We start from the raw sequence: 12,274 nt of genomic DNA on the forward strand, positions 1-12,274 counted from the left end.
AACTTTATTTCACTGAACCTGTCATCCCAGCAACAAATTGCTTCTGCATCATAAAGAACACAAGCGCCGTCGGCAGCGTCGTAATGACGATGGCGGACATGATCAAACCGTAGTCTGGAGCATAGCCTGATCCCAGGTTCGATATCAGCAGCGGCACGGTCATATTCTCCGGCGACTGCAGCACGATCAGCGGCCACAGATAGTTGTTCCAGCTGTTCAAGAAAGTAATAATCGCTGCGGCTGCATAGGTCGATTTCATCGTCGGCATATAGATGCGGAAGAATAGGCCCAGCTCCGACAGACCATCGATGCGACCGGCTTCCATCATATCCTTGGGAAACATTTTGGTGCTTTGACGGAAGAAAAAGATGAGGAACGCCGTCGTGAATGTCGGCAGAATGACAGCCCCTGCCGTATCAATGCCTAGAAAGGGTACAACCCCCGATACTTTGGCAAACATCTGAAATAAAGGCACCATGATCGCCGCGAACGGAATCATCATCGAGGCTAGCAGAATATTAAATACGATATCTTTGCCGCGGCTGCGGTACATCTCAAAGCCATAACCAGCGGCTGATGCAACCAGCAGTGAAAGCACGGTAGTCACCACCGAGATTTTTGCGGAATTCCAGAGAGCTTGCCACATGTCCACGGAGCTGAACAGATTGTTGATATTCTTGACCAGGTGCGAACCCGGCAGCAGCGTCCCTTTCGTTACGTCCACGGACGGATTGGTGGCACTGACAACCATCCAGATAAACGGAAAGATGGAGATCAGGGCAGCGATAATTAGAAACAGGTAAGTCAACACGCGTTTGGTTTTCATGATCTCTTGTCACCTCCAACTTTGTTCTGGATCATCGTCAATATGACCACCATGAGTACGATCGAGTAGGAAACGGTAGCAGCGTATCCAAAGTCAGGCGTGTATTCGAAGGAAAGATTGTAAATATATTGCGATATCGACATGGTTGCGTTTCCGGGGCCGCCCTTGGTGATGTTAACCACCTCGTCAAACAACTGGAGCGTTCCAATAGTCGATGTTATGGACGTAAACAAAATGATCGGCTTCAATAGCGGAATCGTAATTTTGAAGAACTGCATGAAGGCATTTGCACCATCGATGCGTGCAGCTTCATACACGGATTTATCGATATTTTGAAGTGATGATAAATAGAAAATCATATTATAGCCTGTAAAACGCCAGGTGATCGCGATGATAATCGTAACTTTCGCCCAGAAAGGGTCGGTAATCCATTGAATCGGTTCCTGGATCAGATGAAGATTCACCAGAAATTTATTGACGATGCCGTCGGCGCCGAACATGTACTTAAAGACGACGGAGTACGCGACAAGCGAGGTTACCGTTGGCAGGAAAATAGCCGTTCTGAAAAAACCTTTAAACTTCAGTCTATCGTCATTGAGCAGCACAGCGATAAAGAGCGCCAGCACCAGCATGACCGGAACCTGAATGAGTAGGTAAATAAATGTGTTCTTGACGGCCGTAAGGAAGGTGGTATCGCTGAACAGGCGAATATAGTTGTCTATACCGACAAACTGCAGATTGCTGCCCCTGCCTGATTTGAAGGATAGGATTAATGCTTGAACCATCGGATAGAAATAAAAAATACTAATCATGACGACCGGCACAAGGACAAAGAACCAACCCGTCAAACGTATCCGCCTTTGACTGTTGAGACCCTTGTGAATATGCGGGCTCAGCCTGGCTTTTTCAGTATTCATACCACTCCACACCCTTCTGTTGATCACATTTCTTATGGATAGAAATAATAAAACCCTCGCTCCCCTTCCTTCAGCAGATGTCCACTTTACAGGAGAAGAAGGAGCAAGGGCATTTGTTATACTGCCTGAGTGTGTTTAACGGATTTGCGTATCGGCTTGCGTCTGCGCATCTTTCAGAACGGTTTCCACATCTTTACCGCCGAGATACGCCTGCATGGCAACGACCATAATGTCCTCGATGGCGTAGGTGTTCATGCCGTAGTTCACGTTAGGAATTTGTTCGGTCCAAGCGGCAAAGTCTGATACGACTTTTTGGCCCTGGAAATACTCGTCCGCTGCCGCGTAAGCTTCCCCGCTTGCCGCGGCTTTCAGGGTGCCGATGACTCCAACTTTTGTGTTCAACGTCTGATACAGCTCAGCATCGGAAGCAAACGTCTTCGCGAGGAACTCCGCAGCTGCTTCTTTGCCATCAACATTCATGACATACCAGGAGCTGCCCCCTAGATTCGATGCATGGACGGACCTCTCGGTAGCCGCAAGCTTAGGAAGCGGAGCTACCGCCCATTTACCGGATTGGGAAGCTTCGGCTTTGATCGAAGGGGTAATCCAGTTTCCGGTCGGCACGGTAGCCACTTCACCGCTGTTGAATGCTCCGACAAATTGGCTCCAGTCCGAGTTCACCTTCACGATGCCGGAATCCATCATTTCTTTGTACAATTCAAAGGCTTCTTTCAACGCAGCATTGTCTGCAATCGTCGGAGTCTGGCCATCTTCCGCCGTATACCATGCCCCCGCCGATTGGATCATCATGCGGATGAGTCCCAGATCGTTAGGATCGAGCGTAATCATGCTTTTGCCGGTTTTCTCTTTGACGGCTTTGCCAATCTCGATGTACTGCTTCCAGTCGATGTCCTGCAGGTCATCCAGACTGTAGCCTGCTTGCTCGAGATAATCCGTTCGCACGTACATTCCCGTCACGCCGGAATCAAATGGAACGCCGTACTGCTTGCCTTCTACGCTGGTCGGGCCTATCTTATAGTCCGCGAAGTCATCCACTTTCACGATGTCCGTCAATTCGTAGAAGGAATCCGGATACGCTTGCAAGAAGCTCTGCGCACGGTAATCCTCAATGAGTACGATGTTAGGCAAGCCTTTCGTGGAACCGGAGTTCAACCCGGTGTTCAGCTTTTGAACGATATCGGCCTGCGCATTCTCTACAACATGAATCGTGACGTCCGGATTCACTTGGGCATAGGCTTCTTTAGCAACATTCATGGCGGCAATGTTAAATGCCGGGTCCCAAGCCCATACCGTAATTTCTTTTGGAGCGGCACTGCCTTCACCGCTAGAGCTGCCGTTACTGCCCGACCCGCCTTCCGTACCGCCGCCCGAGGAACATGCCGACAAGAGGACAACTCCGGCCAGCAGTAAGCTCATTAATTTTTTCAATGTGTAAACCCCCTTTTTAGTCTGAAAAACAATAAAAGATGGAAGCGTTTTCTCTGCTACGCATCCATCTTATCACCTTGTATTCGTTTTCATTGGCACTATCTTTGTTAGCTTTGGTGCTATTATTGGATCCTGTTTTCGCTTTCATACCGGCTCTGGTACTATCTTTAGGTTCTTGTAATATCTTTAGCTTTTGGTCAATGGAAGCGTAATGATGATTTTTGTTCCTTCATTGCGTTTGCTTGTAATAATGACCCCGTATTGCTCCCCGTACATCAATTTAATTCGATCATCGACATTGCGTATCCCAATGCCGGAGAACAATTGGCGTTTACTCATCGGTGCAGGCAGCGATTGTTCCTCCGCCGGGTTCTGCTCCAGATTCATACCGTCCCCGTCATCTACAACTTCACATACAAGCTGGTCTTCCTGAACGGCAATCATGATCAGAATCCTTCCCTCTCCCTTGACGTTGAACGCGTGGAAAAATGCATTCTCTATAAAAGGCTGAAGAATGAGCTTGGGCATATGATAATCCAGGCTATCCGGCTCCACAAAGTAATGAACGCGGATTTTCTCACCGTAACGCACGTGATTAATATACACATAATGCTTCAGTGTCTCCAGCTCCTGCCGCACAGGTATGGTGGAATGAATATCGCTGACTGTATTTTGCAGGAGCGATATAAGCGCGTTGATCGTACCCGCAGCTTTTTCCTTGTTGCCCTGCTGCACCAGAAATTTGACCGAAGCCAGCGTATTGTATAAAAAATGTGGATTGATCTGCATTTGGAGTGCGGCCAGCTCCGCATTTCGCTGCTGCTTCTGGGTTTCCATCAATCGATCCACATAATCGTGCAGCTCATCAAGCATATAATTATAGGCGTTCCCTAATTCCTTGACTTCATAACTGCTATTGGCAACATCTACATGATGATCGAATCCGCTTGTCGGAATATTCGACATCTGTTCGACGAGCACACGGAGCGACTGCGTCATTCGCCGGGTGATCAGAAAAACAATGACAAGTGATATCGCAACGATGGACATGATTGTCAAGGTGACTGCTTTAGCGTTCACCATCTGTCCGGTCACGGCTTTCTTGTCGATCATATTGACCAAATAAAACTCGAATTCCGGCAAGTATTCCGAGAACACAATTCGTTCGTTCCCCATCACATAGGCAGATGGATCGTCCTCTCCCTCGCCCTGATCCGTTACGACTTCTTGAAGCAGCCCCTCATCCGACATCCCGATCAACTCGGTCCTGTTGCTGGATACAATGACCCCTTTCTCGTTCAATAGCACAACGTCATTGCCTTCGCTTGTAAAATTCGCATAGAAGGGTTTAAAATTCCGGTCACGAATGACCACGTACAGGGTGCCATAAATTCTGCCGGTAGGCTGATCAAAGAGAGCTTTGGAAGCCACTAGCATGGGCTCCTTTGCGTCTGCGCTATGATCCTCGCCGCGATAGAGCTGGTATAAGATTTGCGCAGGGTGAGCCTTAGTCGCTTTTGTAATCGGGTGATCCTTCAATTCCTTGGCTGAGACAGACCAATACCAAGGATCTGTGGAATAACTTCTCCCATTCGCTCCAACGATCATGATGCCAACGTCATAAGCACTAAAGTTAGACTGGATCGACTTCATGCCCTCTGTCATCTGGTACGTTTTTATAGCAAGCGCCACGGCCTCCGTCTCTCCGCCTGATAAATAGCTGCGGATTGCCGCATTCTGGGCCATCATGGTGGCACCGGTTGCTATGGCGTTATTATAGGACTCCAGGTTTGACTTCATCTGGTTTAACAGCTTGCCGTTCGTGATGCTGAAGGTCTGCAGAAATAATTTTTCCGACATGCTGATGGTAATGGACAGCGTCAGGAGGGATACGGTAACGATGCTGATGAGGGTCACGAGAAACAGCTTGAGGAATAACCCCTGTTTTCTAAGCTTGTCTATGGCTTGTCCAATCATGATTCCCGTATCTCCCGCGCGTCTTGCCTCCGAAACTGGCTCGGAGAGATGCCTGTCTGCTTCTTGAACACCTTGGTGAAGTAGCTCTGATCCGAGTATCCCACGCTGGCGCTGATTTCGGAAATCGTATGTTCCGTGGTAATAAGCAGCTCCATGGCTTTTTCCAAGCGGATTTTGTTGAGGTATTCACTGAAACCTTCTCCATTATACGCAGCAAAATAACTCGACAGATAAGATGCATTGAAGTGGAACTGCCTGGCCACTCCGGTGAGTGTGATGGGGTCGGCATAATGGTCCTGAATATATTCAAGCAGCCGGTCCATATTGGGATTAACGGATGTATTCGTCTCGCCTATCGCACGTTCCGCTTCGCGGATGAACGCTTCGACAACGGCGATAGCTTCGCCGGCATACCTGGCTTCGTCTATTTTTCGGAAATAGTCGTATTTGGCATTCTCCAGGCTTCCGGTCTCGACCTTCATTTTTCCAAGGGTAGTCGCCACGTTAAAAATGAAATTCCCCAACGACGATTTGAATTCGAAAATATCGGTACGATAATCCATCGAGCGCAGATGGACGTATTCCAAAAAGCCGGTGAATGCCTTCCGGTACTGCTTGCGTTTCAACAGTTCCATGAGCTCGCCCATGTCATATTCGAGATGCGCATCCGGAAGGCCCGGCAAATGATCATGTTCAATCAGGGTCCGATCCTTCAGGAAGAAACCATACCGCATGAGTTTCAGATAATTATCATTATAAATCTCGCCAAGACTCTTAAAGTCTGCGAAGCACTGGCTGATAACAAAATGCGTCTCCTTCGCGTCATGTGCCATTCTCGAGATCAGATGCCGGAGTTCAATAACAAGCTCGTCCCAGAGCGCAGGATCCACATTGAGCAGAAAAAGTGCCGTATCGTTGATAAACTTCAACCGTATATACACGATCTCGGACAAAATAAGCTTCTGAAGTCCTCGTTCCATTTCGTTTTCGAAACTCCATTTGTCACCGGAATCTTTCATGTGCTTCATATCTGCTCCAAAAAACAAATACTGTCCATAAGGGAATTTAGAATCCAGCAACACGGGATCCAGCGCAGGCTCATACCCAGTCATAAGCTTCTCGATGGCTTGCAGGATCTGCCCCTCCTCTCGATCCGCGCTTGGATCATCCTCCGGCTTCATAGCGACCATTTTGGCCGTAGTCTTATTTAGGATGGATAATAGATAATCAGCTTCCAGCTTCGGCTTCAGGATATAGTCCGCTACACCACTCTGAAAAGTAGACCGGACGTAATCGTATTCACTGAAACTGCTGAGCACGATGACTTCGATGTGAGGATGCTTCTCCTTCACGACCTTGACCAGTTTCTCCCCGCCCATGACAGGCATTACGATATCTGTAAGAATGACGTGGGGATTCACCTCATCCATCAAATTCAGTGCTTCCAGACCGTTAGAAGCCTCACCGACGATTTGGTATCCCTCCTGCTCCCAATTGAGCAGGTGCTTAATCCCCTGCCTGACAAGTATTTCGTCATCCACAATCATGATCTTGAATAATGGTTTCATACCTGCCCCCCTTGCAGCCTTGTAACCGTTTACGATTTGCCGGATATGTCTTAGCCAACCTTCATTTCAACGGCATGATCTAATTAACTCAAAGATTATGGCATACAAATATCATACACTGCAACGTACGATACGGCATACCAAAAAGTCGACCCATTTAGGTCGACTTTCTGTTTTAAGTATTTAACTACGCCCAGATTTGATATTCGACTTGCGTTACTGGGAGGCAGCAGCTTTATTGACGCCGCTGATCTGTCCACCATGCTGAACGACCAGCACGTTTTGGCCGATAAGCGTCGGCAATGGAGTGCCTTTGTATTGAACGGAGGCCAGCGTACGTCCGCTGTTTGTATCGAGCGTTAACAGCTTACCGTTTTCCAGTCTTACATAGGCGATGCCCGCATCCCCGAGGGACCATTCGGCCACTCCCGCTTCAAATGCATAGGTCTGATCCGGCTCGGCTTTGGAACGGCTAGCCGCCGGGAATCGGGAGACTACAGCTTTCTTTTGAGTGTCATCATACTTTTCAATGACATAGAAATATTCCCCATCGGATACGACATCGGATGCACTTTGATCTTCCACGAAATCCACCGGTATATAGGATCGGGTAGCCATAATTTTCCCATTGGTCAGATTAATTTCATCGATGTTCGCTGCATATCCGGCATCGATGCCTTCGGTTACGTCACGCGTATAGAACGAATTGTCATTCGAGAAGAGAATGTCCTGATGATCACCATCGGTCTGTGTCCATTTTACTTTACCGTTCTGAGCATCGATTCCCTGTAACCCGGTCGTGGTCAATGCGCCGTCGATAATCGTGGTTGCGACAAGGATTTTTCCCGTTTGGAGCACTTTGTACCCATGGGCGCTGCCCTTCAATTTCCACTTAACCTTCCCGCTTGATGCGTTGTACGCCGTCAGCCCATAAGCATCCCCGACATAGATCACACCATCGGCTGCATGCAAGCTATGGTTCACATAGCTTTCTTTCTTTCCTGGCTGGGATTGTGTTTTAACCTTCCATTGCAGCTTGCCGGTTGCGGCATTGAGCTTGATCAATCGGCCTGTCGCATCCGTAAACCATACCGATTGGCCATCCGTTACGGTCTGTGAGACGGCAGCGGCGGGATACGTCCAGCGGGTTTTGCCTGCCAACGCGTCAAAAGCAATATATTTCTTCCCAACGGTATAGTATAAGTTGTTCTTAATTAATGTGGTTTGGGGGCTAATCTTGCTCGGATCTCCCAACGTCTTCGTCCATATCGGCTTTAGGTTGTGGGAAGACTTGTCCACAGCAGACGCAGCTGCTGCGACATGCCCCGGCCCTGGCAGCATGGAAGAGATTGGCGATGCGAGAAGAGCTACGGCCATGCCTGCTGTGACGAGTCGAGCGACGCTTTTCTTTTGAATCGTATACATGGATGTTATTCCTCCTATGACTGAATATACATATCAGACGTTAAGATTAAGATAAAGTTGCATAAAAATACTAAAAAACCCAAAAAATATATGAATATATTAAAATAATCCAAATCGGATCCATAACATGTTGAGAGTCCGTGTGAAAACGGAATAATGCCTTCTCTTTCTGACTGGGATCAAATGTTATTGTAGTATGACTAATTAGTTTTTTCAAGAACTATTTAGTTTTACGCGGATATAAGAAATGACGCATTCGTTGGATAGCTAGGACCCATTAAATGCATCATCGTAGTTTAGTCGAATATAAACAGCTCCTCAATGGGCGCTCCCACCACCCGCGAAATATCGATTGCCAGCTTTAGCGAGGGATTATATTTCCCCGCCTCCAGACGGATGATGGTCTCTCTGCGAACCCCGACCTTTCCCGCCAACTCGTCCTGGGTCATCTCCGCTAACTGCCTGTACTTTTTTAAATTGCATTTGAATGGTTCCATGGGCATCCACCTAACAATATTTATCCAGATAATAAAAAGTTATGGAATACGTCAGAAACGTAGCTGCCCAACCCGCTGCACTCACGATGATCATGAATTCTCTTGTTCCGAAGGGAAGCATGCTGCCGATTCCGATGATAAACAAACATACGGCAGGCACCCACATGGTGATGGACCGCGCCTTCTGAGCATTCATGTAATACCGCTCATCCGGCATTTCCTCCGCCAGCTTCCCATGGAAATAGAAACTGAAAAAGCCGAAAAAACTAAAGTAAAACAAAAATGAAGGATCATGGGTCTTGAAATACTGAAGGCCGTTAAACCCCAACAAACCAAGCAGCCATCCGTGCTTACCGATTCGTACGTAACGCTTCTTCTGTCCCTTATACATTCCTGATTCCTCTCCTGCGGTTAAAAATCAAAACCATCTCTGTCCCTACCAGCAGAGCGATCATATACACAGCCGACTCCATGCTTATCACCGTGACCGCCAATAAACACATGATGAGCGGAACGGCATATTTGCGGGGATGATGCCATAAGTCGCTCTCCACCTTCCAACGGAAAACGGGATGTTTCCATTCGAGCCAAACGGTCGAAATGGCGCATTGGGCGGCAAATAACACACTAAGTACATAATACATGATTTCCAACGATCCATGAAACAGTTGCCAGCATGCTAAGTAGATCGCATATATGAATAAGTTTACTGCCAGTATAAACAGCCCATACGGAACGACTATACGTTCAAGCTGGCCGGGCAGCATTTGGATTTTCCGGTGAAGCCCGCGATTACTCGACAGCAGGATACCGATCGGCGTGTTAAAGGATAGAACCGCGAATCCAAGCGGCAGGTACGAGTCAAGATGCATCTGCTCCAGCATATACGCCATGAAACCCGCAAAGATACATAATGCGAACGTATTGTATAAATAGCTTTTATGGGATAACAGGTAGCGCACAATATACCGCAAGAACGAAGAACTTCGAACCGGAGTTGAATGACTATCCTTCATCCTCGAGTCCTTATAGAATCGGTAAGAATCCGTCCGATGCAGCACGAACCCTTGGAGGATGGTGCTGATCAGCAGTCCTGTCAAACGAAAGAAGGGCTCAGGGAGCAGATAGAGTGCCGCTTGGAGGAGCATCAAGAGACAGGCCGGAACCCTGTTCCCCCTGTTCAGCAGGGCAAATACCACGAAGGCGGTCACCCCCGCATTCAGGAAGCTCAGCAGAAATGCCGGTACATGCATAGCCGTAAATGACGAAAATGCCATGTAGAATACGAGGATGTACGAAGTCTTGGTGACCAAGGTATATAGTGCTACCGCAAGAAAATAAGCTGCGTTGAACTTGCTTGGCCTGAATGGAAGCATGAACGCCCCCTTCAGCTTTCTCCGGTTATCGTCCGACGATAAGGTTCTCAGCACCATGCCGAACGTAAATACGGAGATGGCCGTCATGAATAAATTCAAGGATACCTGATAATGGATATCCAGGCTTCTCATGGCCATAAAGATAGCAGCTACGGCTGCGGCATGCTTCCACAAACGGTCGTAGCTTGAGCCCAGGAATTTTTTGGCGAATCCATGAAATGTCAAGATCACTTGTTCAGTACCCCTCTAATAAACTCGGGATCCATGTCTCCCTGCAAAAAGGTATGACGGATCGATCCGGCTTCCAAAATGATGATGCTGTCTGATGTTAGACATAAACTCTCCAGAACGTGAGAAGAAAACAAGATCGTCCCATGTTTCCTGTACTCGTTCATCTTTTGATACAGAAATTCCGTGCTTTCGAAATCCAATCCGTTGACCGGCTCATCCAACAGCAGCAGCTCCGGGCGCAATGCAAATCCCGTGATCAGGTAGGCTTTCCTCCTGCTGCCCATCGATAATTGGCCCAAGTATGCGTTCCGGTAATTCTGAAAATGGAATCCTGCAACGAGCTCGTCCAAGATATCGTGACGGACCTCTTGTCCGTAGGATTGAAACACATGCCTTACATACTCCTCGAACGTGAAATACTCAAACGACTCGTCCTCCGAGAACACGGTATATCGATTACGTTTAAATGCAGGGCTTGTCAGCGAAGTTTCCTCGTTCTTCCACTGCAGCCGCTCCAGCGAATAATGCCGGTGAATGCCGCTCAGGACATGGAGCAGCGTGCTCTTGCCGGCCCCGTTCAATCCCACCAAACCTATGATCTGATTAGGGCCAATCTCCAAATTAAGATTGGAGATGACGGCGTCTGTTTCCGCACGGTACCAAGCAGCTAATCCCTTCATGCTTAATAAATGCCGCCGCTCCACCCCCTCATTGTTTACCGACATTCCAACGTTTCCAGCCTGCATAAACAAAAAGAACGCCTCCTGCCAAAAATAATAGAGCCAGCGGGTACGACTGTTGGACAAGTCTCTGAATGCCAATGCCGATCCAGAGCAGTCCCATCGCGAATCGGAGAATGATTTTCATCGCAAACGCCTCTTTCAATAGTGATATATTTGTAACTTTACGTGATAAATATATCACCTTATGATCCAAGGGTCAAATGCGATCACGAATTGACATGCGTCAGGTAAACTTTTACAATACGGGACGTATATCCGTGACTAAACTTTATAAACTGGAGTGAATACGATGCAAATTCGATTGATGACCGACAAAGATATGGACAGCCTCATTGACATTTGGCTGGCCGCCTCGAAGGAGGCCCACCATTTCATTTCACCCGAATACTGGGAATCCAAGCAAAAGGACATGCGAAACGTGTATTTGCCAATGGCCGATACCTATGTCCTAGAGGAAGCGGGGGCCACGGTAGGCTTTATATCGACCGTTCAGCATGCCTTGGCCGCTTTGTTCGTTCACCCTCGCGATCAGGGCAAGGGTTATGGCCGGGCTCTTCTTCAATTCGTGAAGGATCGCAGCCCCAAACTCGAGCTCAAGGTATATAAAGAGAACGGGAACGCATTTCGTTTTTATTCCCGGAACGGCTTTGCCGCCGTTGAAGAAACCATCGACGAGGATACCGGTCAGGCGGAATTCGTCATGGCCTGGGAAGCACGATAAATGGCAATATGCGCCTTCATATTCAAACAGGCAGAAGCTCACTTCCCAACAGCATCAGGATCGCAATCGTTGATATCTATACAGGTGACTTGGGGTTCATGTTGATGAAGACCTCTCTTTCAAAAATGTTTTAGCCTTAAATTCATAAATGCCCTGAATGACCGATAGCTTTTCTTTTCCCCTCTTCGGGACAAGAAATTGCATCATTCAAACAAAAAAAGCCGCGATTCTGAACTGCACCCCAATTGTTAGACACATCTAACAGGTGGAGGTGCAGTTTTTTTATGACTAAATTTACTAAGGATAGCAAATTGGCATTAATTCAAGGGTATGACTCTGATCTTCTATCTCAGACAGAATACGCAAATCAAATGGGCGTAACCAAGTCTCAATTCCAATATTGGTTGAAGCTCTATGAGATGCATGGTGAGACTGCCTTTACTAACGGCTATACAAATTATCCGGCAAGCTTTAAACTGGACGTACTCAATCATATGGCTCAATCAGACGCTTCTCTCATGGATACCGCTGCTTTGTTTAAGCT

Annotated in this window: 13 protein-coding genes; 2 read left to right on the forward strand and 11 right to left on the reverse strand. The window is 47.6% G+C overall.

Features of this window, described 5'->3' with window-relative positions:
• Positions 1-4: 4 nt before the first annotated feature.
• From AK95_RS28925 to AK95_RS34335, 11 genes are all read right to left on the reverse strand, one after another.
• Positions 5-826, reverse strand: coding sequence for a carbohydrate ABC transporter permease (locus AK95_RS28925; RefSeq protein WP_071223358.1), 822 nt, complete (start codon positions 824-826; stop codon positions 5-7).
• On the reverse strand, positions 823-1,638 hold the full coding sequence (locus AK95_RS28930) for a carbohydrate ABC transporter permease (protein ID WP_481855868.1): 816 nt from the start codon (positions 1,636-1,638) through the stop codon (positions 823-825). The genes AK95_RS28925 and AK95_RS28930 overlap by 4 nt, the downstream gene beginning before the upstream one ends.
• A 240-nt stretch (positions 1,639-1,878) precedes the next feature.
• Positions 1,879-3,192, reverse strand: a complete 1,314-nt coding sequence (locus tag AK95_RS28935; protein WP_071223360.1) for an ABC transporter substrate-binding protein — start codon at positions 3,190-3,192, stop codon at positions 1,879-1,881.
• A gap of 186 nt (positions 3,193-3,378) precedes the next feature.
• Positions 3,379-5,169 (reverse strand): sensor histidine kinase, encoded by a 1,791-nt coding sequence (locus AK95_RS28940; RefSeq protein ID WP_083397753.1) that lies wholly within the window; start codon positions 5,167-5,169, stop codon positions 3,379-3,381.
• Positions 5,166-6,737, reverse strand: a complete 1,572-nt coding sequence (locus AK95_RS28945) for a response regulator (protein ID WP_071223361.1) — start codon at positions 6,735-6,737, stop codon at positions 5,166-5,168. Before AK95_RS28945 ends, AK95_RS28940 begins: the two co-directional genes overlap by 4 nt.
• Before the next feature lie 216 nt (positions 6,738-6,953).
• Complete coding sequence (locus AK95_RS28950; RefSeq protein WP_071223362.1) at positions 6,954-8,162, reverse strand: outer membrane protein assembly factor BamB family protein; 1,209 nt, start codon at positions 8,160-8,162, stop codon at positions 6,954-6,956.
• Between the two features lie 296 nt (positions 8,163-8,458).
• The gene (locus AK95_RS28955; RefSeq protein WP_071223363.1) at positions 8,459-8,659 is read right to left on the reverse strand and encodes a helix-turn-helix transcriptional regulator; all 201 of its coding nucleotides are present in this window, start codon (positions 8,657-8,659) and stop codon (positions 8,459-8,461) included.
• Between the two features lie 10 nt (positions 8,660-8,669).
• Positions 8,670-9,050, reverse strand: a complete 381-nt coding sequence (locus AK95_RS28960; protein ID WP_071223364.1) for a DUF2178 domain-containing protein — start codon at positions 9,048-9,050, stop codon at positions 8,670-8,672.
• The gene (locus tag AK95_RS28965) at positions 9,043-10,266 is read right to left on the reverse strand and encodes a hypothetical protein (protein ID WP_071223365.1); all 1,224 of its coding nucleotides are present in this window, start codon (positions 10,264-10,266) and stop codon (positions 9,043-9,045) included. Before AK95_RS28965 ends, AK95_RS28960 begins: the two co-directional genes overlap by 8 nt.
• Positions 10,263-11,012: an ATP-binding cassette domain-containing protein gene (locus tag AK95_RS28970; RefSeq protein ID WP_235613247.1), complete on the reverse strand. Its 750-nt coding sequence runs from the start codon at positions 11,010-11,012 to the stop codon at positions 10,263-10,265. Before AK95_RS28970 ends, AK95_RS28965 begins: the two co-directional genes overlap by 4 nt.
• The gene (locus AK95_RS34335; protein ID WP_162487664.1) at positions 10,975-11,133 is read right to left on the reverse strand and encodes a hypothetical protein; all 159 of its coding nucleotides are present in this window, start codon (positions 11,131-11,133) and stop codon (positions 10,975-10,977) included. The genes AK95_RS28970 and AK95_RS34335 overlap by 38 nt, the downstream gene beginning before the upstream one ends.
• Before the next feature lie 165 nt (positions 11,134-11,298).
• Between AK95_RS34335 and AK95_RS28975 the strand changes: the two genes are divergently transcribed.
• Together AK95_RS28975 and AK95_RS28980 are read left to right on the forward strand one after the other, a co-directional pair.
• On the forward strand, positions 11,299-11,730 hold the full coding sequence (locus AK95_RS28975) for an N-acetyltransferase (RefSeq protein WP_071223367.1): 432 nt from the start codon (positions 11,299-11,301) through the stop codon (positions 11,728-11,730).
• Between the two features lie 284 nt (positions 11,731-12,014).
• Positions 12,015-12,274, forward strand: a 260-nt coding sequence (locus AK95_RS28980) for a transposase (protein WP_162487665.1), incomplete at its 3' end; no start/stop codon positions are given.

It is taken from the genome of Paenibacillus sp. LC231 (genome assembly GCF_001860525.1).
In the GTDB taxonomy this organism is placed as follows: Bacteria; Bacillota; Bacilli; order Paenibacillales; family Paenibacillaceae; genus Paenibacillus_AQ.

Excerpts from the sequence above, each read along its gene's own strand:
- AK95_RS28945 (WP_071223361.1), bottom strand. The coding sequence starts at position 6,737 with ATGAAACCATTATTCAAGATCATGATTGTGGATGACGAAATACTTGTC.
- AK95_RS28940 (WP_083397753.1), bottom strand. The coding sequence starts at position 5,169 with ATGATTGGACAAGCCATAGACAAGCTTAGAAAACAGGGGTTATTCCTC.
- AK95_RS28925 (WP_071223358.1), bottom strand. The coding sequence starts at position 826 with ATGAAAACCAAACGCGTGTTGACTTACCTGTTTCTAATTATCGCTGCC.
- AK95_RS28970 (WP_235613247.1), bottom strand. The coding sequence starts at position 11,012 with ATGCAGGCTGGAAACGTTGGAATGTCGGTAAACAATGAGGGGGTGGAG.
- AK95_RS28975 (WP_071223367.1), top strand. The coding sequence starts at position 11,299 with ATGCAAATTCGATTGATGACCGACAAAGATATGGACAGCCTCATTGAC.
- AK95_RS28955 (WP_071223363.1), bottom strand. The coding sequence starts at position 8,659 with ATGGAACCATTCAAATGCAATTTAAAAAAGTACAGGCAGTTAGCGGAG.
- AK95_RS34335 (WP_162487664.1), bottom strand. The coding sequence starts at position 11,133 with ATGAAAATCATTCTCCGATTCGCGATGGGACTGCTCTGGATCGGCATT.
- AK95_RS28960 (WP_071223364.1), bottom strand. The coding sequence starts at position 9,050 with ATGTATAAGGGACAGAAGAAGCGTTACGTACGAATCGGTAAGCACGGA.
- AK95_RS28950 (WP_071223362.1), bottom strand. The coding sequence starts at position 8,162 with ATGTATACGATTCAAAAGAAAAGCGTCGCTCGACTCGTCACAGCAGGC.
- AK95_RS28930 (WP_481855868.1), bottom strand. The coding sequence starts at position 1,638 with ATGATTAGTATTTTTTATTTCTATCCGATGGTTCAAGCATTAATCCTA.